Annotated in this window: 20 protein-coding genes, 1 tRNA gene and 1 riboswitch; of the genes, 14 read left to right on the top strand and 7 right to left on the bottom strand. The window is 51.8% G+C overall.

Annotated features, from left to right (window positions below; genetic code table 11):
- Positions 1-65: 65 nt before the first annotated feature.
- Positions 66-1,853 carry an ABC transporter ATP-binding protein gene (locus NL324_RS02380; protein ID WP_253306176.1) on the bottom strand — a complete coding sequence of 596 codons (1,788 nt, stop codon included), beginning with the start codon at positions 1,851-1,853 and terminating at the stop codon, positions 66-68.
- Between the two features lie 118 nt (positions 1,854-1,971).
- Complete coding sequence (gene priA, locus NL324_RS02385; RefSeq protein WP_253307103.1) at positions 1,972-4,167, bottom strand: primosomal protein N'; 2,196 nt, start codon at positions 4,165-4,167, stop codon at positions 1,972-1,974.
- Between the two features lie 381 nt (positions 4,168-4,548).
- Between priA and sspA the strand changes: the two genes are divergently transcribed.
- Positions 4,549-5,187, top strand: a complete 639-nt coding sequence (sspA, locus tag NL324_RS02390; protein ID WP_253306177.1) for a stringent starvation protein SspA — start codon at positions 4,549-4,551, stop codon at positions 5,185-5,187.
- 10 nt (positions 5,188-5,197) lie between these two features.
- Positions 5,198-5,674 (top strand): ClpXP protease specificity-enhancing factor, encoded by a 477-nt coding sequence (locus NL324_RS02395; protein ID WP_253306178.1) that lies wholly within the window; start codon positions 5,198-5,200, stop codon positions 5,672-5,674.
- Positions 5,675-5,806: 132 nt separating this feature from the next.
- Here the strand turns inward: NL324_RS02395 and NL324_RS02400 are convergent, their stop codons facing one another.
- The 3 genes from NL324_RS02400 to lrp all read right to left on the bottom strand — a co-directional run bounded on the left by NL324_RS02400 (position 5,807) and on the right by lrp (position 8,241).
- Positions 5,807-6,451: an ankyrin repeat domain-containing protein gene (locus NL324_RS02400; RefSeq protein ID WP_253306179.1), complete on the bottom strand. Its 645-nt coding sequence runs from the start codon at positions 6,449-6,451 to the stop codon at positions 5,807-5,809.
- Positions 6,452-6,761: 310 nt separating this feature from the next.
- Entirely contained in the window at positions 6,762-7,613 is an 852-nt protein-coding gene (locus NL324_RS02405) for a 23S rRNA (adenine(2030)-N(6))-methyltransferase RlmJ (RefSeq protein WP_253306180.1), read from the bottom strand.
- A 127-nt stretch (positions 7,614-7,740) separates the two neighbouring features.
- Entirely contained in the window at positions 7,741-8,241 is a 501-nt protein-coding gene (lrp, locus tag NL324_RS02410; RefSeq protein ID WP_253306181.1) for a leucine-responsive transcriptional regulator Lrp, read from the bottom strand.
- A gap of 321 nt (positions 8,242-8,562) precedes the next feature.
- On the opposite strand from lrp, the gene trxB reads away from it, so the two are divergent.
- The 5 genes from trxB to NL324_RS02435 all read left to right on the top strand — a co-directional run bounded on the left by trxB (position 8,563) and on the right by NL324_RS02435 (position 16,573).
- Positions 8,563-9,519 carry a thioredoxin-disulfide reductase gene (gene trxB, locus NL324_RS02415; protein ID WP_253306182.1) on the top strand — a complete coding sequence of 319 codons (957 nt, stop codon included), beginning with the start codon at positions 8,563-8,565 and terminating at the stop codon, positions 9,517-9,519.
- A 38-nt stretch (positions 9,520-9,557) separates the two neighbouring features.
- On the top strand, positions 9,558-11,342 hold the full coding sequence (cydD, locus tag NL324_RS02420; RefSeq protein WP_253306183.1) for a heme ABC transporter permease/ATP-binding protein CydD: 1,785 nt from the start codon (positions 9,558-9,560) through the stop codon (positions 11,340-11,342).
- A complete protein-coding gene (gene cydC / locus NL324_RS02425; RefSeq protein WP_253306184.1) occupies positions 11,342-13,069 on the top strand; it encodes a heme ABC transporter ATP-binding protein/permease CydC in 1,728 nt (575 codons plus the stop codon). Before cydD ends, cydC begins: the two co-directional genes overlap by 1 nt.
- 197 nt (positions 13,070-13,266) lie before the next feature.
- Positions 13,267-14,706, top strand: a complete 1,440-nt coding sequence (locus NL324_RS02430; RefSeq protein WP_253306185.1) for a hypothetical protein — start codon at positions 13,267-13,269, stop codon at positions 14,704-14,706.
- A 112-nt stretch (positions 14,707-14,818) separates the two neighbouring features.
- The gene (locus NL324_RS02435; protein ID WP_253306186.1) at positions 14,819-16,573 is read left to right on the top strand and encodes a hypothetical protein; all 1,755 of its coding nucleotides are present in this window, start codon (positions 14,819-14,821) and stop codon (positions 16,571-16,573) included.
- On the opposite strand, the gene NL324_RS02440 is transcribed toward NL324_RS02435, so the two are convergent.
- On the bottom strand, positions 16,553-16,708 hold the full coding sequence (locus tag NL324_RS02440; RefSeq protein ID WP_253306187.1) for a virulence RhuM family protein: 156 nt from the start codon (positions 16,706-16,708) through the stop codon (positions 16,553-16,555). The two genes, NL324_RS02435 and NL324_RS02440, sit on opposite strands and share 21 nt — an antisense overlap.
- Before the next feature lie 252 nt (positions 16,709-16,960).
- Here NL324_RS02440 and NL324_RS02445 point away from each other — a divergent pair, with 252 nt between their 5' ends.
- The 3 genes from NL324_RS02445 (at position 16,961) to NL324_RS02455 (ending at position 19,558) form a co-directional block, all read left to right on the top strand.
- Positions 16,961-18,715: an AAA family ATPase gene (locus NL324_RS02445; protein WP_253306188.1), complete on the top strand. Its 1,755-nt coding sequence runs from the start codon at positions 16,961-16,963 to the stop codon at positions 18,713-18,715.
- 79 nt (positions 18,716-18,794) lie between these two features.
- A complete protein-coding gene (gene fabA / locus NL324_RS02450) occupies positions 18,795-19,325 on the top strand; it encodes a 3-hydroxyacyl-[acyl-carrier-protein] dehydratase FabA (protein ID WP_253306189.1) in 531 nt (176 codons plus the stop codon).
- 156 nt (positions 19,326-19,481) lie between these two features.
- Positions 19,482-19,558: transfer RNA gene (locus NL324_RS02455), tRNA-Pro, on the top strand.
- A gap of 41 nt (positions 19,559-19,599) precedes the next feature.
- On the opposite strand, the gene NL324_RS02460 is transcribed toward NL324_RS02455, so the two are convergent.
- Positions 19,600-20,004 (bottom strand): RrF2 family transcriptional regulator, encoded by a 405-nt coding sequence (locus NL324_RS02460; RefSeq protein ID WP_253306190.1) that lies wholly within the window; start codon positions 20,002-20,004, stop codon positions 19,600-19,602.
- 295 nt (positions 20,005-20,299) lie between these two features.
- On the opposite strand from NL324_RS02460, the gene NL324_RS02465 reads away from it, so the two are divergent.
- The 4 genes from NL324_RS02465 (at position 20,300) to thiQ (ending at position 24,228) form a co-directional block, all read left to right on the top strand.
- On the top strand, positions 20,300-20,794 hold the full coding sequence (locus NL324_RS02465; RefSeq protein WP_253306191.1) for a DNA-binding protein: 495 nt from the start codon (positions 20,300-20,302) through the stop codon (positions 20,792-20,794).
- Positions 20,795-20,834: 40 nt separating this feature from the next.
- Positions 20,835-20,927: riboswitch (TPP riboswitch) on the top strand.
- 49 nt (positions 20,928-20,976) lie between these two features.
- Positions 20,977-21,966 (top strand): thiamine ABC transporter substrate binding subunit, encoded by a 990-nt coding sequence (gene thiB, locus NL324_RS02470; protein WP_253306192.1) that lies wholly within the window; start codon positions 20,977-20,979, stop codon positions 21,964-21,966.
- Complete coding sequence (gene thiP, locus NL324_RS02475) at positions 21,939-23,555, top strand: thiamine/thiamine pyrophosphate ABC transporter permease (protein WP_253306193.1); 1,617 nt, start codon at positions 21,939-21,941, stop codon at positions 23,553-23,555. Before thiB ends, thiP begins: the two co-directional genes overlap by 28 nt.
- On the top strand, positions 23,539-24,228 hold the full coding sequence (gene thiQ, locus NL324_RS02480) for a thiamine ABC transporter ATP-binding protein ThiQ (RefSeq protein WP_253306194.1): 690 nt from the start codon (positions 23,539-23,541) through the stop codon (positions 24,226-24,228). The genes thiP and thiQ overlap by 17 nt, the downstream gene beginning before the upstream one ends.
- Positions 24,229-24,288 lie beyond the last annotated feature (60 nt).

Below are 24,288 nucleotides of genomic sequence, written 5' to 3' on the forward strand. Positions count from 1 at the left end.
AGGCGGTGCCAAGCATGTTTATGGGTTAGACTACAGAAGATCCATTGAGATCTCGCTCCAAAATCTCAACTTCTGGCAGGAGCCCCCAGATCTAATAGGCCACCCACCTGTGCTTCCCACAGGGTTTTGTATAAACCACCCTGTGCCAGCAACGCGTGGTGTGGCCCATCTTCAATGATCTTTCCCGCTTTAAGCACTAAAATTCGATCCATCTGCAGTAGGGTTGAGAGACGGTGCGCAATCACAATACTGGTCTTACCGTGCATTAAGCGCTTCAGTGATTGCTGGATAACTTGTTCCGTCACTGAATCAAGTTGTGAGGTCGCTTCATCTAGTATTAAAATTGGCGCGTTTTTCAGCAGTACCCTAGCAATGGCGATACGTTGTCGCTGTCCTCCTGATAATTTAACCCCGCGTTCCCCCACCAGGGAGGCGTATCCTTGGGGTAATTGAACAATAAAGTCATCGGCCTGTGCCTGTTTAGCCGCTGTGATGACTTCAGCATCGCTGGCCTCTAGCCGGCCATAGCGAATGTTCTCTAAGAGTGAGCGATGAAAGAGTAAGGGATCTTGCGGGATTAACCCAATCGCTTTGTGTAGAGAATCTTGGGTGACTTGACGGATATCTTGACCATCAATCACAATAGTACCAGCAGTCACATCATACAGTCTGAGAATCAGATTGATAAAGGTTGTTTTGCCACTCCCTGAATAACCGACCAAACCTATTTTCTGACCCGCTGCAATGGTGACTGACTGCTTGTAGAACAGTGTCGCTGCACCTTGGTAATTAAAGGTTACCTGATCGAAGACAATAGTCCCTTGGTGGACTTGTAGTGATTGTTCAGGCTGTGCATCTTGGAGGGTTAAAGGGATTAACGCGATACTAACGCCTTGGTTAATATTACCAATCAACTCAGCAGCACGACTAATATCTTCTGAAAGTGATCGTAGCACCTGAATGATGCTAATATTAACAGTCAAAATTAATATAAAGTCACCAGCAGTCACTTGGCCTGCTTTAAAGCCGTAAATTAAAGCCAATAAACTCAGTGTTTGATAAACAACAAATGAAAAGGTCTGAAATAAAATGACCCGTAAAAAATACCAGTCGCGTTGTTGTCCAGCAACACTATTGCGATCAAGCTGCTGCAGCAATCTTTGTGATTCATAGTGGCGTGTAGCCAATAGACGAATAGTCATGAAGTTGCTTAAAATGTCAATCAGGTAGCCAATCACTTGAGAACGAACTTCGACAGCAGTTTTAATAAGCTGTTCAGCACGTTTAGCCAGTAACCCGGCAATCAGCATAAAAATAGTGATCCAACCGGACAGGAGTAAAGCACATTGAACGTTAACCTGCCACAGGGTAAAAATAGCAATGAGTAATGACAAAAAATGGCTAAAAAATTTATGAATAAATAAAATTAACAGTTCAGGAATGCCAGTCATGGCCTCTTTTATTTTATTACCTAGGTTGCCAACAAACTGATTTTGCAATAATTCCTGTGAGTGCTGCATCATATTATTCATTAAGCGATCACCAATTGATCGCTGTAATGGATAATTGATTTTTATCCAGATAAAATCATGAAATCTAAGAATAAGCGTGGTCAACAGGGTCATAATAATATAGAAAGTAGTGGGTGCTGCTAGCTCAGGAATGACCTCTTCTGGCGTTAATCTGGGGATCTTATCCAATATTATTTTTAACAGATAGGGTCTTAGGCTGAGATCAATTGCCCAGAAGGTACCGACTAAAAAAGCGCCAACAATCCAACCCCTAAAAGGTTTTAAACACTGTAATGCAAACTGTAAGCTACTCTGTGATGATTTAGCTCCCTGCTTAAACATGAGTACTCCCTTGAACGCTTTCTTGCCCGTGTTATTTATAATTATTAAGAGTTTATAGGGATTTAAAACAGTCGGAATAGAGTACAGGTTTATTGGGTAAATTTTCAAATAAATTTTTTTACCCTTCTACCGGATCAACATCGATGCTCCATTTTATTTTTCGGGCCAGGGGCAAGGCGCTGATCTGCGGGTAATGGCTCTGTAATAGCTGTTGTAGCCTCCCGCGTGAAGGATGCTGTAATAGCAATTGCCAGCGAAAGTAGCCCGCCCGCTTGGCTTGTAGGGCGGGTGAAGGGCCTAATAGCCATAACGCACTGTCTAGGTGTCCTGGCTGTTCAAGTAGTTGGCGGACCGCTGAGAGAAAATCACAGGCGCGAGGTGACTCGAAGTCCTCGGCTAACAGCAGCACCTGGCTGACATAAGGAGGCAGTGAGGCCAGTTGTCGCTCTTCTAATAGCTGCTCAGAGAAGGCTGTATACCCCTGGAGCAGTAGCGTTTGTAACAAGGGATGCTGAGGATGATGGGTTTGCAACACTACTTCACCCTGTTTGCTGGCGCGTCCAGCGCGTCCTGCGACCTGTGTGTAGAGTTGTGCCAAGCGCTCCGCTGCCCGGTAGTCTGCTGAAAATAGCGCACCGTCAATATCCAGTAGTGCCACTAAGGTCACATCGGGGAAATGGTGTCCTTTAGCCAACATCTGGGTGCCAATCAGCAGTTGGGCGCCCCCTTGATGAATGGTATGGAGCTGTTGCGCTAAAGCCCCTTTTTGGCGGGTGCTATCGCGGTCAATTCGCTGAATGGAGATCTGTGGCAACAACTGCTGCAGCTTGCTCTCTAGCTGTTCCGTCCCGATTCCAGCCGTTATCAAATGAGTTGAGCCACAGCCAGTACATTGGTGTGCTACGGCCCGTTGGTTGCCACAGTGATGGCAGCACAATCGCTGTGAGGCTTGATGCAGGGTGTAATAGCGTTCACAGCGTAGACAGGTTGCTAACCAACCACAATCGTGACACAGCAGTGCTGGCGCGTAACCCCGACGGTTGAGGAAGAGTAGAACCTGATTATTGGCCTGTAGATGCTGCTGGATGCGTGCAAATAACTCAGGCGCGATGCCGGCCGTTAACGGTTGCCCTTTGAGATCTAAGAGCTGTTGTTGAACAGCTGCAGCCCCCCCAGCCCGTTGGGTCAATAGCAGCTGTCGATATTTTCCTTGCTGGACATTATGTAACGTTTCCAGCGCTGGCGTAGCGGATCCCAACAGAATAGGAATCCCCTCGTAATGAGCGCGTAAAACCGCTAGATCACGGGCATGGTAACGCCAACCACTCTGCTGCTTATAGGAGAGATCGTGTTCTTCATCAATAATAATCAAGCCTAAGCGCTGCAGCGGTGTAAACAGCGCAGAGCGGGTTCCGACCACCAATGCCACGGCGCCATCGCGTGCAGCTAACCAGATGGCTAACCGTTCACTCTCTCGCAAGGCGGAGTGTAGGACAACTATCGGCACCGGTAAGCGTTGACGTAACCGCTCAATGGTTTGGTGCGTTAAACTAATTTCTGGAACCAATAGCAAGGCCTGTTTGCCCTGTGCTAATACCTGCTCTAATAGTCGCAGATAGACTTCAGTTTTGCCAGATCCGGTAACGCCTTGCAGTAACCAAACGTTAAAACCTTGGAGCTGTTGACTGATCTGATTAACAGCGACCTGTTGTTCAGCATTCAGGATAGGGGCCTGTTGATCAGACGGTCGTGTTAACGACCACGAACCGGCGGCCGCAGGCGTTGGTCGATCAGTTTTCACGAGTCCCTTGGTGTGTAAAGTGCGGAGCAGCCGGGGGCTGATGGCCAGGAAGGGAGTGGCTTGCGAGGAAAGGCCCTGTTGTAATTGACGTAGTGCTGCCTGCTGCCTGGGTGCCTTGCTAGCCGCCTGGAGCACTGTGGTATGGCCAAGGGCCGTTAATTGCCACTGGATAGTCTCTGCTTGAACAGCAGGTTTTCCCTGACGGAGTCCTTTGGGCAGTGCTTTCTGCAGGACTTCTCCTAGGGGATAGTGATAATAGGCGGCGGCCCACTGCAAGAGTTGCCATAAAGTACTGGAAAAAAGCGGTTGCGAGTCTAGGATCGCGAGGAGCTGTTTGAGTTGCGCAACTGGCAAGTCGCTATTGTTGGCATAGTCGACGACAATCCCGATGAGTTTGCGTCGACCAAAGGGAACTTTAACCCGCACTCCCTTTAAAGGGAGCTGCCCCTCTTTCGGTCGGTAATCGAATAGCCGCGCAAGGGGAACAGGCAGTGCAACTCGAATAATCGTTATCATGGACCCGCTATAGTGTGCGCTGCACGATGACTGTGAAGTAGGGTGCTACTTTGCTCAAAGCATGCCATAATGGTAAAATTTTTGAACCTAAAATAGCCTGTTTTTCTGGATAGCAGGTAGTATACGCGCTGATGCTGGTTAGGTCATGGCGTATTTTCAAGCACTCATTCCAGCCGTTGCGGCTGAGGGGTACTGTCTAAAAAGATTGGGGTCACGTTCATCAAAGCAATACAAGCACGTTGACTCAGCGCGCTTGTGTTAAACTATACCGGTAGTGCAGCTGGGCAGTTCTTGCTGTGACCCCTTAGGGCGCCGCCGTTGTTTATTTGTTGTAAACAATTTTTATCATATTGATTGTTTTTAATAGGAGGGAAATGCATGGCTGTTGCCGCTAATAAACGTTCAGTAATGACGCTTTTTTCTAGTCCAACCGATATTTTTAGCCACCAGGTCCGTATCGTATTGGCTGAAAAAGGGGTGAACGTCGACATTGAGATGGTCGATAGCGATAACTTGCCTCAAGATCTCATTGATTTGAATCCCTACCGTACGGTTCCTACGTTGGTGGATCGAGAACTGGTACTTTATAGTGCAAGAATTATTATGGAATACCTAGATGAGCGTTTTCCGCATCCTCCGCTAATGCCCGTTTACCCAGTCGCTCGAGGCAATAGTCGTTTAATGGCTTATCGTATTGAACAGGATTGGTATGCGTTACTGAAAAAAATAGCTGATAACCCAGGCAGTGAAGCGGAAACTGCTCGTCAGCAGCTGCGGGATGAGTTATTGTCGGTGGCTCCCGTGTTTGCAGAATTTCCTTATTTTATGAGCGAAGAGTTTAGCTTAGTGGACTGCTATTTGACCCCGTTGTTATGGCGCCTCCCCCACTACAACGTTGCTTTGGTTGGTAGTGGCGCTAAGGCATTAAATGCTTACACAAAGAGACTTTTTGAACGCGATGCTTTTTTGGCTTCTTTAACGGAAGCTGAACGAGCAATGTCCACCTATCTCCGGTAAGGAGGAGACGATGAAAAAGCAAGCATTGACCCCCAGCCGTCCCTATTTGTTACGGGCCTATTATCATTGGTTGCTAGATAATCAGTTGACCCCTTGCCTCGTTGTGAAGGCTCCCCATCACGGTGTCAAAGTACCCCTAGAGAGTGTCAAGGATGGTAAAGTGGTTTTGAATATTGCACCCCAGGCGGTTACAGCGTTTGAGATGGGCCTGGATACGCTCCGCTTTGGTGTCTGTTTCAGTGGTGTTCCCCAGGAGGTGGTGATACCCCTAGCGGCGGTAGTCGGGATCTATGCGCGCGAAAATGGCGCAGGCACACTATTTGCGGAAGAGCCAGCCTATCAACAGGTGACAAAGCTATCTACGGGACATATGGGACAGGGACCGGCGCGTGATCCAGCGCTTGACAGGCAAAGCCATCGGAATAGGACAGAAATCTCGCCAACCACATCATCCGATCGTCAGACAACACTACGCATTATTAAGTGATAGTCTACCGGCTTATCGGCTCAGTAGAGTTTTATGAGGGGGCCACCCCCTAGGGGTGATCAGGCAGACTGTTGAGGATTTGGTCTGCACCAAATCCTCTGGCAATTAACACTCTTGGTAGGTTTAGTAGGTTTAAACGCCGTGCATGATTTCCACTTTCCTGAAGGAAGTATCACGCGTGGCGATAAACTGCGGGTGTTGCAACAGCTGCTCAACTATCCCATGTCTATTCAGATACTTAGCAAAAAAGAATGCCGTTCTTCCCAAACGATCTTTGAGCGTGTCATCTATTCCCGGATAGCGCAACAACTGTTCCACGATGTCGTTCTCGCCATACAGCACGGCTAACATCAATGCTGTTCTTCCACAGCAGTCCATCAAATTAACGTCAATATCTGGATGCAGAAGCAGCTGAGTGACCGCATTGTCTGCCCCAAGCCCTGCCGCTAACATCAAGGCACTCATTTCCTGGGAATCCTGCTGATTAACCTCTATTTTGCTATGTCTGACTAGTGTCTTCAACAGGGTTTGACGCCCACTAATGATAGCATGCATTAATGCAGTCCGACCTTCGTAGTCTATTGCGTTGGGATCGATATCAGGCTGAACCAGTAGTGAGTCCACCAACACCATATTATTACTTATGGTAGCCGCTATCAGTAGCGTCTGTCCGCAAGCGTCTCGTGTCTTGACATCAAAACCCATGGAAAAAATAGATGAGGGAGCGCTCTTTTGAGAAAGAATTTCCTTAAACGAAAAATAAGACCCTTTTTTCATAGCAGCCATCTCCTGATGGATTGAAACAGCTACCACCTGAGGTTTGAAATTCATTGGTGGTAGCCCAAGCAAGGTTCAAACCCCGGATCCATCAGTTTCCGGTCACCTAACGGTGCCTCGCCTGAGCCACCATGGACAGAGTGACACTAAGAAACACGCTGTAATACGTGTTTGGCGCTGACGGAAAATTTTAGGGTTTGAATCCTGGCTACAGTCTTTATAGCGGGGGGATATTAACTAATAGATAACCTACAAGCAACAAAGGACATAATTTTTTACAAATTTAGAAAAACAGGTCAGAAGGTGGAACTCACCCACTCCCTGAAGTGGTAAGCCACTGTAACGATCCATAACCCTCCCCAGGTTGACACAGGATCCGCTGCAACCAAGGCAGCAGCTCAGCCACCTGTCCTTCTAGTTTCCAGGGGGGATTGAGCACTAGCATCCCTGAAGCTGTCATTCCTGGTGCCTCACAAGCAGCTTGTAAGGCCAGCTCAATGTGCAAAATAGGCGCGAGGCCACAGCAACGTAGTGCTTGAAATAGTTGCTCAGTACGCCAGCGCTGGACGACTGGATACCACAGGGCATACACGCCGGTAGGGAAGCGTCGATAACCTCTTTGTAATGCCGTGACGACCGCTTGATAATCACTTTTCAATTCATAAGCAGGATCGATAAAAATCACCCCCCGACGACTAGGGGGTGGGAGTCGTGCGCTGAGTTGTTGATAGCCATCGGTGGCTGATACGTACACTCGGCGATCACCCTTGAAACGGTGTTGTAAAGCAGAAAAATCGGTTGGGTGGCGTTCGCTGAAGTAAAGTTGATCGTGTGGGCGGAGCAAGGTGGCGGCAATAGCAGGAGAGCCTGGGTAGTGGCGCAGCTGATCACTGCCATTGACGGCATTGATCGCCTGTAAGTAGGGTTTTAAGCTAGGCGGGATATCACTACGCCCCCATAAACGGGCGATGCCGGTACGGTATTCAGCTGTTTTTTGACTGTAGGGGTGATTGAGCGCATAACAACCCGCGCCAGCATGCGTATCTAAATAAAATATCGTTTTCTCTTTCTGTTTCAGGGCTTCAAGGATGAGACTTTGGACCGTGTGTTTTAACACATCCGCGGGGTTTCCAGCGTGAAACTGATGACGATAACTAAGCATTAATCACTAGAGTTGTTGGTAAAACACCCCTTATAACCCGCCTGCTGATAAGCAATCAAGCTAATTGACAGACCCTAGGCGCAAACACAGCGAGAAATCACCCCATCAAGGGTGATAAAAACAGGCTTCAGCCTGTTTTTATCACCAGGTGCTGACTCTGTTTGACCTCTTCTACCACCACGTAGGTCCGTGAATCATGGACACCGGGAAGACGCAGCAGTATCTCACCCAACAATTTACGGTAGGCAGCCATATCGGAGACTCGGGTTTTTAGCAGGTAATCGAAATCCCCCGAAACCAAGTGGCACTCCTGGATCTCCTCTAAACGCTGTACCGCCTGGTTAAATTGTTCAAAGATGTTGTCCAGACTGCGATTTAAGGTGATCTTAACAAAAACCAACAGGGCAGAATGCAGCAGCTGTGGATTGAGCTGTGCTGTATATCCTTGGATGTAGGTCTGTTTTTCTAAACGGCGGACCCGTTCCAAACAGGGGGTTGGTGATAACCCCACACGTTTAGAGAGCTCAACGTTGGAAATCCGGCCATTTTTTTGCAACTCACTCAGGATGTTGCGGTCAATTCTATCCAGCGTTTTTGATAGGCTTTTTTGATGTTCTAGCGATTTCAAATGGGCGATTACTCCTGCACCGATGAACCTCTGGTTATGGTCAGCGACCCGCAGCCCATTCCTACAGGGAACTTAGCAGCGTCCGACGATCGCTGTTACATTTACTCTGATACCATAATGAATATAGCAGATGAATAACACAATTCTAATGTTATTTTTATAGTTAACATTTTTGATAACTTATTGGTGCAGTGATGGGATAGTTGCAGAGGGGTATTGCCTACCGTAGAGCTGGTTGGCTGGCGAGTAGTAAAGCGCTTCTTTTGCGGCGTTCATTTCTTTACAATGACACTTTCAAGGTGACCAGGCTAGGGGAGCGTGATGAACGAAATAAAGCATCGGAAACTGATCATTTTAGGATCAGGGCCAGCGGGTTACACCGCAGCGCTGTACGCCGCACGCGCTAATTTACAACCGCTGTTGATCCGCGGTCACCAGCCCGGTGGTCAGCTGACTACCACGACTGAAGTGGAAAATTGGCCTGGAGATGGCCCAGGGCTAACCGGTCCTGCGCTAGTGGAACGGATGTTACTGCAGGTTAAACAGTTTGATACGGAGATTATCGAGGACCATATTGAGCAGGTTGTGCTACAACAGCGTCCCTGGCAGCTGGTGGGCGAACAACACCGCTACAGCTGTGATGCCTTGATTATCGCCACCGGCGCTAGCGCTCGCTATCTAGGACTGCCAGCGGAAACGACTTTTCGGGGCCGAGGGGTCTCGGCTTGCGCGACTTGTGACGGCTTTTTTTTTCGGAATCAAGTGGTTGCTGTTGTCGGCGGCGGGAATACCGCGGTAGAAGAGGCGCTCTATCTGGCTAATATTGCCGCTGAAGTGCATCTTATTCATCGTCGTGACCAGTTTCGGGCTGAGAAAATCCTATTGGATCGATTGATGCGCAAGGTAGAGCAGGGCAACATCACCCTGCAGTTACACCAAGTGGTGGAGGATATTCTCGGTGATGAAACGGGGGTCACTACGGTACAGTTACGTCATACCCAGCACCACACACTCGAGTCGTTGCCGGTCACTGGGCTGTTTATTGCTATCGGCCATACCCCTAACACCCAGATAGTGGCTGATCAACTGGCTTTGCGGCAGGGCTATATTCAAGTGCACTCTGGCAGCCAAGGAAATGCCACACAGACCAGTATTCCTGGCGTATTTGCTGCTGGCGATGTGATCGATAGTGTTTACCGTCAAGCGATCACCTCAGCCGGGAGTGGCTGTATGGCAGCTTTGGATGCTGAACGCTACTTAGAGGCACTCGGGAGCTAGTCACGGGCACTCCTCGAGAGTGATCGAGCGTCGTGACGATGCAGCCGTTACCACAGCGCGAACTGATTGCCTGGTTACAACAGCAGGGGCGTGTGGCGCGCAGCGGGTTGATCACGGCACACTGCTTAGGGCTGGGTGCTCTTCTGGCCACAGTGACCCAGTGCTGGCTGCTGGCTGATCTTTTACAGCGCTGGATGCTCAACCCAGACCAACCGCTGCGGTTAGGAGGCGCGGCACTAGCTTTTTTCGGGGTGGTGGTGTTACGGGCCGGGATCTTATGGGGGCGAGAGCAGGTTAATTTCCGGGTAGGCCATCAGGTTCGAACCGCGATTCGACAACAGCTGCTGGATCAGCTAGAGCGCTTAGGGCCCCTGGGCCGTGCCAATCAGCCGGTCGGCAGCTGGAGCAGCACGCTATTGGAGCAGGTTGAGCAGCTGCAGGATTACTATGCGCGCTATCTGCCGCAACGCACACTGGTGCTGCTGGTGCCGGTGACTATTTTAGCCGTGATTTTTCCGATCAACTGGGTGGCGGGTCTCTTGTTCGTGATCACCGCCCCCCTGATTCCACTGTTTATGATCTTGGTCGGCCACCGGGCCGCTGAAGCGAATCGCCGCAATCTGCAAGCCTTCACACGTCTCAGTGGTCACTTTCTGGATCGGCTGCGCGCTTTAGAGACGCTGCGGCTGTTTGATCGGGCACAACCCGCGCTACAAGCGGTAGCAGAGATCTCACACAGCTTACGCCAGCGCACCATGGCGGTGCTCCGCTTAGCGTTTATCTCTTCAGCGGTGCTGGAATTTTTCACGGCGCTATCGATAGCCTTAGTGGCGCTCTATTTTGGCTTCACCTATTTAGGGGCCTTGCGTTTTAGCCAGCTGCCGACTGAGGTGACGCTGTTTGCCGGTCTGTTCACCTTGATGCTGGCCCCGGAATTTTATCAACCGCTCCGCGATCTCGGCAGCTTTTACCATGCCAAGGCGCAAGCGCTAGCGGCCGCCCAAGGATTACGCACCGCCTTGCAGCACGCCCAGCCACCCCCCCCCCTCGAGGCCTCGAGGCTGCGGTCGCCTCAAGCGGCTCAGCTGGTCGCTCGGGAGTTAACGATCTATTCTCACCGGGGCCAGCGTCTGGTCGGTCCACTGAATTTTGCAGTGACGCCTGGCTCGCATCAGGTGATTGTTGGTGCTAGCGGCGCTGGCAAGAGCACGGTACTGCATCTGCTACTAGGCTTCCTCCCCTACCAAGGCTCCTGCACCCTCGATGGCATCGAGCTGCGTGAGCTTGATCGCCAGCAGTGCTCTCGGCAGATCGCTTGGGTTGGCCAGACCCCGCAACTGCTGGCGGGAACCCTATTGGACAATATTCAACTGCGTGATCCGACTGCCTCAGAGCAGACGGTGGCGCGTGCCGTACAGCGGGCAGCGGTGGATCGCTTTCTGCCCGATCTCCCCGATGGGCTGCTCACCCGCTTAAGTAATAACGCCTGTGAGCTATCGGTGGGTCAAGCACAGCGCGTCGCGCTGGCGCGCGCGCTGCTCTGCCCTTGCGATCTGTTACTGCTGGATGAGCCAACGGCTAGCTTAGATTCAGAGAGTGAGCAGCTGGTGCAACAAGCGCTCTCCCAGGCCAGTCGACAGCAGACCACCTTGACCATCACCCATCGACTAGAGATCTTGCAAGCCAGCGATCAGCTCTGGGTGATGCAGCAGGGGTGCATTGTGCAGCAGGGCCTCTATGCTGACTTGAGCACTCAGCCGGGGCCGTTGGCGGATCTGCTGGCTCAGCAACTTCATTCCCCAAACCTTAAGGGTGCTGAGTAGTGTCGGTGCTGCGATCTTTTTTGGCACTCTACCGCCGCCATCCCTACCCGCTGGTGGGGGGTATCGTGTTGGCGATCCTCAGCCTACTGGCGACTATCGCGCTATTGAGCCTAGCCGGCTGGCTGTTGGCGGCGGCGGCGTTAGCGGGCCTATCCGGGAGTGCCGCCACCTTTAACTATCTGTTACCAGCTGCCGCTATTCGGTTGTTGGCGCTGCTGCGCACGGTGGGACGTTATGGGGAGCGCCTGATCACCCATGAGGCGACGTTACGGCTGCTGACCGATCTGCGCGTCTACACGTTTAGCAAGCTGCTGCCGCTCTCTCCAGGGGGGATCCAGCGCTACCGGCAAGGCGAGCTGCTCAACCGACTCGTGGCCGATGTTGATACCTTAGATCATCTCTATCTACGGCTGCTGACGCCGTTATTGGCAGCTTGGAGTGTTACCGTAAGCGTCACGCTGCTGCTTTGGCCCCTCGACCACCGGTTAGCATTAACCTTAGGCGGGGTGCTACTCGGGGTAGTGCTCCTGCTGCCGCCGCTATTTTTTTGGACCGGTCGTGCTACTGGGCGAGCATTAACCGAGTGGCAGGGGCAGGCTCGCTTACTGCTGGTCGAGTGGCTCCAGGGGCAAGCGGAGCTGATCAGCTGTGGTGCCTCCCCCCGCTGGCGTCAACAGGTAGAGAGCGCCCTGCAGCGGTGGCAGTGCTGTCAACAGCAGCAGGCCTCTCTGCAGGGTCTGGCACAAGCGCTCGTGGTGCTCCTTGGCGGGGCGACCCTGCTGTTGATGCTCTGGTTAGTCGCCGATTTGCGGATCCAGGGCCAGCCCCCTGGGGCGATCATCGCATTAGTCGCTTTTCTAACGCTGGCGGTGTTCGAAGCGATCCTGCCAATAGCGACCGCTTTTCAACCCTTATCTCAGGTGATCAGCGCCGCCCAGCGACTGCAGCAGCTGCTGTCACAACAGCCGGTCGTTCAGTTTGCCTCCAAAGGTCCGCTACTAGCGTCCCCAGTGACGCTCACCTTCCAGCAGGTGAGTTTCACCTACCCCGGGCGTTGGCAGCCAACCCTGCAGGCGCTTGATCTCACCGTAGCGACGGGTGAAAAATTAGCACTGCTAGGCCATAGCGGTTGTGGTAAATCAACATTACTACAGTTGATCACCGCTGGCTGGGTTTCGACTCAAGGGACCATTACGTTGAATCAGCGGCCGCTGAGTGACTATTCGGAGGCCCAGCTGCGATCTGCGATGACGGTGATCACCCAGCGGGTGACGCTGTTGAGTGCCACGCTGGCGGATAACCTGCTATTGGCCGCGCCCCACGCCCCACCGGAGCAGTTGGTTGCGGTGCTGCAGCAGGTCGGGCTGACGCCTCTGTTGGAGGAGCAGGGGTTAGCGCTCTGGCTGGGGGATGGCGGTAGAGCGCTTTCGGGTGGCGAGCAGCGGCGCTTAGGGGTGGCGCGGGCGCTGCTGCGTGACGCCCCCTTACTGCTCCTTGATGAACCGACCGAAGGGTTAGATCCGCAGTCAGAGCAGCACATTTTTCAGCTACTGCTCGCCGCTGCACAGAACAGGGCACTCATCTTGATCACCCATCGTCCGCAGGGGTTAGAGCAGCTGGATCGCATTGTGGTCTTAGATGCTGGTCGCGTGGTTGAGCAGGGCACACCGACGGAGTTACTGGCGGCCCGCGGGCGCTACTACCAGTGGCAGCAGCGCTGGGCGTGAGCGCACCCCACCACGGTTGGTTGCTAGCCATCCATCCATCACTCCGCAGTTTTAGTAAACTTTTGTAACTAATGGTGGGTTTTCAAGCGCAGCGGTGCCTCCTATTCTTGATCTAGAGTCGGAACGTGGATTGATTGCCCTGCGTGAAGATTAATGAGGCAACCTAAGCAACCAACGTAGGGGAACTCTGAAAGCGGATGAAAAAAAGGACTGTCACCCCTAAAAAGCGCACCGTGCGGCGACGTAAACAGCAGCGGTTGAAGAAGCGACAGCGCTCCTTGCAGCAGCGGCTAGCGCGACTGGCCAAGGCCCAGCGACCCTTCAACAGCCTGGCCGCAGCGCTAGCAAAAGCCTCTGCCAGCGCTATCACCTTGGTAGAGTCTGAGAAGCTTCGTCAGTTGCCTAGGCTGGGCAAATCACCATTGAATATCAGCACCGAAAGTCAAAACTCTCCCCACGGATTTCGGCTGCACTCTCCTGTGCTTCAGCGGCCGCTGTCACTCCAGGAGAGCCTGTCGCTCCCGCAACGGCTTACCAGTACACTACAGGTTGAATCCAGCGTACTGTGCCGTGAAACGGCGCTGCTCTGGGTGGTGTCGCAGCGCACCTGGCAGCTGTTGACTGTGGGCTGCCGACCGTCGCTCCCTGAATGCACGCCACTTGTGCTGACCCACTCTGGAGAGCTCACCCTCAGTGTTGCTAATTCCAGTTCGTTGTTAGCGTCGACCGACTCAAGGTTAGTAGCTGTAGAGCCACCGGCAGAAAAACGCATTCAGAAGGAGTTGCCGCTCCCGAGCTTTGCCATCGGTGTTCCGGCAGCCCGCCAAACAGCCGCTTATCAGCAGGCTCCGGCTGCTGAGCCAAAACCCTCCAGCGCTACCCCAGTCGCTGATAAGCCGCCGGGAGCGGAGCGGTCATCCTCTGACGATGAAGCAGAGTGGGTAAGTTGTGAAGTTTATTCTAGGGCATATCGTCAAAATCAAAAATGGAAGAGCTATAAATCACGTCGGGAAAATCGACCTTTGCGTAAAAACAGCGGTTTTATCGGCAAACCCTTTCATCCTGCTAAAAAGCTCTCCTTTCAGAAAAATTTCAGCAATGTACAAAAAAATCGCTCCTGCCTAGCTCGCTCTGCGGGACATAGATTACGAATCCATGGCTGGCTGCCGGCCAGCGCTGATTTATCCTGGAGAGCACTTAAATTATTGGGTAAGCAAAACCCACTACTAAAAGAAAAAGTTGATTGGCGTCCAAAGGGAGTAGGTCGTAAAGTGTACTATCGGCAATGCGGTTCAAAAGTAATAGAATACAGCGATGGACGACAGTGCGGGTTAAGCGAGAGCCCCACGGCGAACTGTACCGACAGTCACCGTCAGCCGTTCTCTCCTGCTGCCGCTGCACCTGTTTATTCTGTCCCGTCTAGTATTCTAGCTCCTACACCTGAAGATGCTTGTTATAATGATTGTGTTACACTACGCCAACTTATCCACTGCATAGTGACGAAAGGCTATTTTTTGGCCCAGGCAGAGGCGGTGTTAGGGGTTACAATGCCAGGATATGAAGGGATGCAGGGGATAGATAGCTATATAGCGCGTTATATGCCCCCACCCACTCCCCACCCACTCCCTAGTAGTTGACTTGCCAATGGATTTGGTAAACCCTGATTCAGGGAATGCAAAAAGAGATAAGCGTGCAGATTTAATAAGCGCTATTAATGGAGAGACTGCAACAAACGCTATTGTGGACTTGGTGAAAAAGGACAGCTCTCTCATTCACACAGTGGATGACCAAGGTAATACTCCGCTACACTATGCCGTGGCGCAGCACAATCTAGGGTTAATCAAGCAGTTGATTGAGCAGAGTGCTTGTACTACTGCCGATGCTAAAAATAACCAAGGGGAAACCGCTGCCGATTGGTTTCAGCTACTTTTTACTAGTCTCTATGCTATAGAACTGCGTAATTTAAAAATGGTGAGACGGAATATTGAATGCGGTGACAGTCAGTTTATAGTAAATCTTTTAGGTTTGGGTTTTTCTCGTGAATTACGCTTTCCACAAGCTAAGACAATGCTGCATTGGGCCGTTGATTATCAGCGAGTGGCTATTGTCAAAGTGATTCTGGAAGGGCATGCTTGCAAAGCTGTTGAGAGATTGTTGCATCTCAGCGATAGTCAGGGTGTGACACCGCTAGTGCTGGCGCAGCAATACTATCGGCTAGGCAGTCCAGTTGCTCAGGAGATAATGATCTATCTACAAGCGAAACAGCACCCTGTGGTAGTAGAAGTAGGGAGTGCATCGGTACTTCCACCACTGTGGCAGTTGGCGTTTTTATATCAGCCGATTGATGTAGAGGAGGGGGAAATACAGGCTCTAGAAAATGTCTTTAATAACCGCTGTGGACCGCCTGATGTTATGCAGCTAAATCCGCTGCGTTCGACTATTGTTAAACTAGCTTATAACCTCTGCCGTCAAGCCTGTTTTCGTTGTCATGAGTCCGCTCCCACTGTAATTTCACGCAGTAGCGGAAGACCAGCGCTCAAAATAGAGAAGTTTTTTAAATGGTTATTCGGTAAGTGGACGGATGGAGACCAACAAATTTTTAAGGAAAAGCTTTTTTGCGTTTTGCGGCATTTAAGTGGTTTTATCGAAAATAAGCTAGCCAATCAGGTTATTGAGTTTTCAGCAGAGCTGTCGCACAGTGGAGGTTGCTTTATTCCTGATGCAGATAAAATCTTCCTAAAACCCAGAATGAAAGCGGGTGCGATTGCTGTGGTGGCAACCTTAATTCATGAGATAACCCATCTAGCTGTTCATAGCTACGATTTTTTCTCCGCAACGTACTACAACGATATCGAAGGTTTCCTCATGAATTTAGGCCATGCTTATCAACTAGCGGCTAAAGGTACCGCTGGAGAGCTCTCAATAGAACAAAGGAGATTATTTGAGGCTCGGCTATTACTGGAAGAGGGTTTTCACTCTGGTTGGAAACAGAATTTACATCACTGGATGGCCCTCAATAGTGCTGAAACCCTGACGATAGCCATTCTGGCCCTGGCTGGCGCCCCAACGGGATTTGCCCAGTATGACAGTCAACCGAAGCCCGCTTTAGTGATTAAACCGCGATTCCTCCAGACGCTGTGTGGTGTCGCCGCCCCCGCCCAGCCGCCAGCGCCGGAAAGATCTTCTTTGTTCTGGCCCTGTGGTGCAAAAAGGCACACAGTGAGCTCCTCAGAGCGCTCTGACCAAGAGACTAGACCGGGCACTGCCAACAGTGACAGTGGCATCTCCTCCGCAGGGAGTAGCACAGCGATGGACTGGTGTGCAACTGACGCACAAGCCTCCCTCTCTCACCTGACACAGGAGATGGTCTCAACGCCGCCGCCGACAACAGTGGCCCCGCTAAAGCTGTCACCAGAGGCCCTTCCAGCTACCCAGGCCAGGACCCCCACCTCGTTAACGTGCCCTGATAACAGTACGAAACCCTTAGAGTGCCGCCCAAGTTAGCAACGTTTCCAATGCCGAACGCTCTCCCGCTTGTTGAACTAGCGAGAAATCCTCGGTAGTGCCTGTTTCTACCAATTCGCCGCTGGCATCAATGTTTTTGAGGTGCAAGCCACTGTTATCGGTTGAGGTCGCCACAATCTCCGAGGGCTGCCTTTGGATCAGCCAAAGTGTGTTTCCTGCCACGCTGACCGAAACGGCAGACCGATCATCCGCTTGCCTTCTTGGTTCTGAAATGTCAGGGAAAACTCTATAGGAATCTGACATCAGGCTTAGGCTGACAACCCCGATAACGGACATTGCTACCAACAAAATCTTAGAGTACTCGCGTTCAAGGCACAGGATCTTGTATAATCAACCTTTTATTTATTTTATTGGTAAAAGGCGACCTTGAGCAGCTATCGATTAGATTGGCAGTGTTTGCTGCCACACACAAAACAGTACAGCCTACTCTTTAAACAGGCCGAAAGCGTTCAGTCAACCCATTTTATTGATCTACAGCGACGCCTGGCTACCACCCTACAGCTGTTTTGCCAGCCGCGTCACCCCGCTAAACTGCTGCTGATCAAAGGTCAAGAGGATCGACGCTACTTATCGCTGATTGCCGAAGCAGTCACCGCTTATCAACCACCCATCACTGGCGTTCTGGGCAGCCGTTATGAGATCCAGGGAAGTCAGGTGACTTGTCACGCCGCCACCCAGGCGGAAGATAACTTTGCTGCCAAGACGCACTGTATCGCCGAGGAGTGGGCCGAGCAGGCGACCCTCTTCGGTTCACTCTGCGGCTCTCCAGGACACTATCAGCTACAACCGGGATTAGTTCATCAGGTCAATGGTGGCACCCTTATTTTATCCCTGCGGGTATTATTCGATCAACCGTGGCTCTGGCCCCGCTTAAAGCAGATTTTACTCAGTGGCCAATTCCAGTGGTATCCAGCGGATGAAACACGACCGTTACCGCTGGCGATCCCCCCGATGCCACTGGATTTACGGCTGATCTTGGTCGGTGATGATCTCAGCCTATTGGATTTCGGTGATTTAGAGGCCCATAGTGATCTGTTTGCTATTTATAGTGAGATCGAGCCAGAGCTGTCGGTGACTAACGCTGAAGAGCTGAAACCCTGGATAGGCTATGTCAACGGGATTATGGCTAAAAATCAACTGGCACCGTTACAGAGTTCAGCGTGGCCCTGCTTGCTGCAGGCGGCTGTTCGGAAGACCGAGGACCATCAACGACTGCCGCTCTGCCCTTTTTGGATAGAAAACCTCTTGGTGGAGTCGATGTTAATGAGTCCAGATCCCTCCCTAGGCGCTGAGATCTTACAGAACAGCTTACAGATCCGTCGTTGGCGGGAGAGCTATCTGCCAGAGCTCGTGCAGCGGGATATCCACCATGGGCAGCTCCGTATCGAAACCGAGGGATCAGCGATTGGTCAACTCAATGGACTGTCGGTGGTGGTCTACCCTGGCCATACGCTCGCTTGTGGCGAGCCCTCGCGGATCAGCTGTGTGGTCCATTCTGGCGATGGTGATATTACCGATGTGGAACGGAAAACGGAGTTAGGCGGTAATATCCATGCCAAAGGGATGCTGATCATGCAGGCCTATTTGGTCTCTGAATTGGCCTTAGAGCAGCCACTGCCTTTTGCTGCCTCCTTGGTGTTTGAGCAGTCCTATGGTGAAGTCGATGGTGATAGCGCTTCATTGGCCGGTCTCTGTACTTTGGTCAGCGCTTTGGCACAACAACCCTTAAGCCAGCAGATTGCCGTGACCGGGGCGGTCGATCAATTTGGCCGTGTCCAAGCGGTGGGCGGCCTGAATGAAAAAATTGAAGGATTTTTTGCCATTTGTGAGCAACGGGGCTTAACTGGCGAGCAGGGGGTGATTCTTCCGGCTACCAATAAGTTGCAGCTCTGCTTATCTGATCCGGTGGTGCAGGCAGTGCGGAAGAGTCGTTTTCATCTGTGGGTAGTGGATCATGTGGCGGATGCTCTGCCGTTATTGACCGGCATTCCTTTTAAACAGGAGTCGGGCTGTTCGCTGATCGGTTTAATTAATGAGCGCATTGCGCAATTGACCGCGATGCAGGATAGACAGCGTATCCCCTTTTTGCTACGGTGGCTCACTTGGTTTACCCACCGTTAGTGGCAACAGTTCGGATGAACGATAACCGCCTGTGACAACCCTGATGCTGATGACTACTGCCTACAAACGATGAGTGACCATGGCTAACAATCCTATTAACAGACAATCCTCCTATACTTTACCCGATCTGCTGGCCTCTAGCCGGGGAGAGCTCTTCGGACCTTTGGGTCCTCCTTTACCTGCCCCCACGATGCTCATGATGGATCGTATCACGCACCTGAGTGAACGAGGGGGGCAATACCATAAAGGGTATGTCGAAGCGGAATTAGATATCCACCCCGATTTATGGTTTTTTGCCTGCCATTTCCCCAATGATCCGGTGATGCCTGGCTGTTTGGGGCTAGATGCCATGTGGCAGCTGGTGGGTTTTTTCCTGGGGTGGATCGGTGCACAAGGTAAAGGGCGAGCATTAGGGGTCGGTGAAGTGAAGTTTACCGGGCAAATTCTCCCGACCGCTAAAAAAGTGACTTACCAGATCCATATGAAACGGGTCGTCAATCGTCGGTTAGTGATGGGACTGGCTGATGGACAAATAGAGGTCGATGGCCGAGTGATCTACCTCGCGACCGACTTAAAAGTGGGCTTGTTTCAAGATACCTCTCATTTTTAAACTGGAGTAGATTGTAAGCCTCTAGGCTCTTGATGCGCTAGGGATCAGCGCCTTGAGCAGGTGGGTAGCCGTGATGGTGCGCCAAAGCTACTGATGACTTGGTCACCAAAGCGGTTGCTCTCCACCGATGATCGCCGTATTATCAACCACACCATTCGGTGAGTAGCGCAGCCTGGTAGCGCAACACGTTCGGGACGTGTAGGTCGGAGGTTCAAATCCTCTCTCACCGACCAGTTCACAGCGCTGATACTAACGCCTTATCTCCCATGGCCGGCTAGTCATTCATCACCACTAAATCAATCAGGGTAAATTCATTAAACTGAATGAACAGCGCTTCCAAACCGATTGTGAGAATACGGAACACACTGTGACAGAATCGGACCGTGTGGCGATGATGATCAGGGCACAGCAAGGGATAGCCCTGTTCTAAGGCTTGGATTAAATAGCCCAGCTGAATGGTTTCTGGCGATCGATTTAGTAGAATGCCCCCGTGTCTCCCACGCCGTGACTGGATATAGCCTAAACGGTTTAAATGCCCAACTACTTTGGTTAGATGATAGTGTGACACCTGATAATAGAGGGCAATTTCCTGGACGTTCACCCGCTGCTCTGGCGACACCGTCGCCAGATAGCCTAGCAGCTGTAATCCTAAGCGCGTATAAGTGTTGATTAATTTCATAGTGGACACCGTGTCAAAAGAGAAAGCTGTAAAACGACTACCCATGAGCTTCCCGGTTGATGCTCAGCAGCCATCCTGTCACCAAAATGCCAATCTTTACTGTAATCCATGTTCATAAGCCTCTTTCTGAATTACCCTACTCATTTAACGAAATTATTAAACCCAGTGATAGTGTTTAACAATGTTATTTATAAAGGTTTATAGATCAATTTTTGTTGATTAATTTTGCAAAATAACTCGCAATAAAAACGGTTTTTAGGCTATTTATAGCCAATATGATCGAGGGGAATAGGTGATGAAAAGCGAATGGTTTACGCCCAAAGAGATCACAACCATGCCGGGTATGCCAACCACCATCCAAGGGGTTCATAAGAAAGCTAAGCGTGAGGGTTGGCACTCTAGACGTAAATTGGGGGTTCAGGGTCCTGCTATAGAGTTTTGTATGGTGATCTCGGAGGAGCGTGTACACATCAGGGAAAGTAGTGCGGTTTACCACGCACCGTTGCTCACGAGCGATCAAGATTTGCATGCCGTATGGTTGGCGGTCTTTAATCAATTAACTGAGAAAAACCGTACCCTATTAATCAGCAATATCATTCAGTATGGTGTCTACCAACTGATCAATCGTGACAATAATAGCCGATCAGCAAAAATCGTCTCCCTACTAGAATCCTTACCGTTAGCTGATCAGGAGTCGATTCTCAAGATGATTAAAGCCAAACAGAGGGATCTTATCCTGGAGAGTCCCAGCACATCAGCTGCTGAAGCGGTTCCCGGTGAGGCTGAATAAGCTGCTCGCTGTCAGATGCTTCACCATGGTATGATCCATGCCGTTCTCATCGGGGTGCCCTCAGGGGCTGAGAAGAGACCCGTTGAACCTGATCCGGACCATGCCGGCGGAGGAATTTGAGGACCCACTATCGGGTTATCCAATCGCTCCTTGGCTGTGTTAGCAGTTTTAAAGGAGCGTGTGTGTTGAAGTGGTGGCTGTTTATCTTGTTTTGCTTTGTCAGGATCTGCACGGTACAGGCCATTGAAACCCTGACCATCTATGCCACCAGTGCTTTTTCAGCACCCTGGGGTCCTGGACCCAGGGTTAAGCGCGCCTTTGAAGCACAACATCACTGCCGGGTGCGCTGGGTGACTTTCAGCGGCAGCGGGGCGATTCTCAACCGTCTAAAGTTGGAAGGCGGTCATGGCCGTGCTGATGTGGTCCTCGGATTAGAGAGTAGTGTGCTGAGAGCGGCGCAAGAGAGTGGTTTGTTTGCGCCGCAACCGCTCGAGAAGCGGCAGCTGACGCTGCCAGGCGGGTGGCAGAATCGCTACTTTGTGCCCTATGGCTACAGTTATCTGACGTTTATCTATCATCAACAACGGGTGATGAATCCCCCCCGCAGTTTACAGGAACTCCTGGAAGGTCCTGATCACTGGCGTGTGATCTATGCCGATCCGCGAACCAGCAGCCCAGGCTCTCTTTTTCTGCACTGGATGATGACCTGCACGGGTCCAGCGGTGGACACCGCTTGGCAGCAGCTGGCCCGGAAGACCGTCACCGTTACTAAAGATTGGAGTGAGGCCCATGGACTGTTCTTGAAGGGGGAGGCCGATTTCGTCTTAGGCTATAACACCTCGCTGGCTTACCATCAACGCCAGCAACCACAACATCCCTACCGCACTCTCCGGTTTGCTGAAGGCCATCCGCTACAGGTGGAGGTGGCGGCCATCGTGGCCAGTAGTCAGCAGGCCGACTTGGCGAATCAATTTGTGCAGTTTATGATCACGCCTACCGTGCAAACCCTACTTCCCTCGCTGTATTGGGTCTATCCCGTGATTGAGCTGCCGCTTCCCCCAGAATTTTTGCAGTTGGATCGACCGTCGGTGCTCTTAAAGTTTAGTGAGGCCACGGCACTTCAGCGGCAGCAATGGATACAAACATGGCGTCGGGCTGCCGTCAAAGGCTAATCGCCCCCTGGCTCTGGCCAGGGCTGCTCACCGCTGTGTTGCTGCTGATCCTCTTTATCACGCTGCTCAGCGTCTTGGGACGCCAGGCCACCTCGCTTGATTGGACCCATTGGTGGCATGATCCCTACTGGTGCGGGGTGATTCGCTTTACCCTACAGCAAGCGCTATTATCGACGCTACTCTCCTTGTTGCCGGCGATTCCGGTAGCACAAGCCTTAGCACGCCGCCGCTTTTGGGGGCGGCGTTGGTTGCTGCAGCTACTCTCCCTCTCCTCAGCACTCCCCGCTGTGGTGGTCATTTTTGGTTTGATGACGCTGTATGGCCGACAAGGGTGGTTAGCCCGATTAGGTGCTTGGGTCGGGATCAGCTACTCAAGCTCCCTGTATGGCCTCCATGGATTAGTGCTGGTACACGTCTTTTTTAACCTGCCGTTAGCAACCCGCTGGCTGCTACAGACCCTCAGCACCTTACCCCAAGCCCACTATCGGTTAGCGCAACAATTAGGGATGAGTGCTCATCAGCGCTTTCGTTGGCTGGAGTGGCCCCGGCTCCGCTGGCAGCTCTGTTCAATGGCGGGACTCATTTTCTCACTCTGTTTTAATAGTTTTACGAGTGGGCTCATACTGGGGGGGGGGCCCCAAGCCACGCCGCTAGCCGTGGCTATTTATCAATCATTCACTGAGGAGGGGAGCTTCGGCCAGGTGTTGCCTTTGGTCCTATTGCAGATCAGCTGCTGTTTAGGGATCTACGCTGTGGGTCAGCGCTTGGCCGAGAGCCATCCAGCTATCATGATGACGGATCTCGAGCCCTATTGGGCTCGAGATCCGCAAGATAATGGCTATCGCCGCTGTTGGGATGGGATCTGGATCCTAGGTCTGCTGCTGCTGCTGCTGCCGCTATTGGCCGTGGTGATCCAGGGCTGCAACAGGATGCTCTTCCAGGCCTTGGCGCAGCCGCACTTATGGCGTGCGCTGGGCTGCTCCCTGTCGCTAGGCGGGTGTGCGGCGCTACTTGCGGTGACGTTAGCCTACTCGCTGTTATGGAGTAGTAGTCGATTACAGCAGCGACACGCTCTTCGCTACAGTCGTGGGTTGCTGTTATCAGGCATCTTGATCTCGCTACTGCCACCGCTGGTCTTGGCGACCACCCTGTTGCACCTGTTTCACGCTATCGATATTCCAGGCGTGATCTGGGGGTTGATCGGTGTGATCAATGGCCTGATCGCGCTACCCTACGCTTTGAAAATATTGACAATACCGCTGTACGATGTAGTAGGGCAGAGTGATCAACTCTGCCAGGGGCTAGGGATCCAAGGGTTTAACCGTTGGCGGCTGATTGATGGCCCGCTCCTCTGCCGACCCTTAGCGTTAGCGTTAGCAGTGACGACCGTTCTCTCCTTAGGGGAGGTGGGTATCATCGCCCTGTTTGGGCAGGAAGTGGGGACTACGTTAGCACTCTACCTCTATCAACAGCTGGGGGCCTATCGGGGTGATGAGGCCGCAGTGACTGCCCTGCTGCTACTACTCTGTTGCTGGGGCCTATTGAGGGTATCGGAGGCTTTATCACATCGCCATGTTACAGTTAACTAACCTACAGTGTGGCCAGACCGCCACCGCCTTTTGCTTTAATTTTCAGGCTAATATTGGAGAGCTCTTGGCAGTGGTGGGCCCGAGTGGGGCCGGGAAGAGTACGCTGTTGAACCTCATCGCTGGGTTTGCAACTGCTTCGCAGGGGCAACTTTATCTGGCAGGTCACAACCATACCCACACTGTGCCGGCGCAACGGCCGATCTCCATGCTGTTTCAAACGCATAACCTGTTTCCTCATTTGACCGTGGTGCAAAATATCGGGCTAGGGCTGCATCCTGGATTACGGTTAACACCCACACAGAGGCAGCGGGTGCATGCGCTAGCGACCCGGCTGCAGCTACAGGAGGTCCTGCAGCGGTTACCCGAGCAGCTCTCGGGTGGTCAGCAACAGCGCGTGGCATTAGCCCGCTGCTTATTGCGCCAACAGCCCATTCTGTTATTGGATGAGCCTTTTTCAGCACTGGACTCTGAGTTACGCCGGGAGTTACTGCTGTTATTACAAGAGCTCCAGCACGAACAACCCTGCACCATTCTGTTGGTTTCACATCATTTATTAGAGATCGCCAGCCTGGCGCCGCGGACGCTAGTGATTGTTGAAGGTAAAATTGCGTATGATGGTGCGACCAGTGCCTTGTTTACTGGCGAGACGATGAATAGTGCTTGGGGGCTCTAAGCTTTGCAGGCAGGCCATCACGTGGTGGCTAGCAGGCTCTTATACGGGAAAAGTAAGCTA

This window comes from unidentified bacterial endosymbiont, from assembly GCF_918320885.1.
Taxonomy (GTDB): Bacteria; Pseudomonadota; Gammaproteobacteria; order Enterobacterales.

Bases quoted from the DNA above. Each gene is read 5' to 3' on its own strand.
- NL324_RS02400 (WP_253306179.1), bottom strand. From the start codon at position 6,451: ATGAAAAAAGGGTCTTATTTTTCGTTTAAGGAAATTCTTTCTCAAAAG.
- trxB (WP_253306182.1), top strand. From the start codon at position 8,563: ATGAACGAAATAAAGCATCGGAAACTGATCATTTTAGGATCAGGGCCA.
- NL324_RS02460 (WP_253306190.1), bottom strand. From the start codon at position 20,004: ATGAAATTAATCAACACTTATACGCGCTTAGGATTACAGCTGCTAGGC.
- NL324_RS02405 (WP_253306180.1), bottom strand. From the start codon at position 7,613: ATGCTTAGTTATCGTCATCAGTTTCACGCTGGAAACCCCGCGGATGTG.
- sspA (WP_253306177.1), top strand. From the start codon at position 4,549: ATGGCTGTTGCCGCTAATAAACGTTCAGTAATGACGCTTTTTTCTAGT.
- thiP (WP_253306193.1), top strand. From the start codon at position 21,939: ATGGCGTCGGGCTGCCGTCAAAGGCTAATCGCCCCCTGGCTCTGGCCA.
- NL324_RS02465 (WP_253306191.1), top strand. From the start codon at position 20,300: ATGAAAAGCGAATGGTTTACGCCCAAAGAGATCACAACCATGCCGGGT.
- NL324_RS02430 (WP_253306185.1), top strand. From the start codon at position 13,267: ATGAAAAAAAGGACTGTCACCCCTAAAAAGCGCACCGTGCGGCGACGT.
- NL324_RS02380 (WP_253306176.1), bottom strand. From the start codon at position 1,853: ATGTTTAAGCAGGGAGCTAAATCATCACAGAGTAGCTTACAGTTTGCA.
- NL324_RS02395 (WP_253306178.1), top strand. From the start codon at position 5,198: ATGAAAAAGCAAGCATTGACCCCCAGCCGTCCCTATTTGTTACGGGCC.
- fabA (WP_253306189.1), top strand. From the start codon at position 18,795: ATGGCTAACAATCCTATTAACAGACAATCCTCCTATACTTTACCCGAT.
- cydD (WP_253306183.1), top strand. From the start codon at position 9,558: ATGCAGCCGTTACCACAGCGCGAACTGATTGCCTGGTTACAACAGCAG.
- thiQ (WP_253306194.1), top strand. From the start codon at position 23,539: ATGTTACAGTTAACTAACCTACAGTGTGGCCAGACCGCCACCGCCTTT.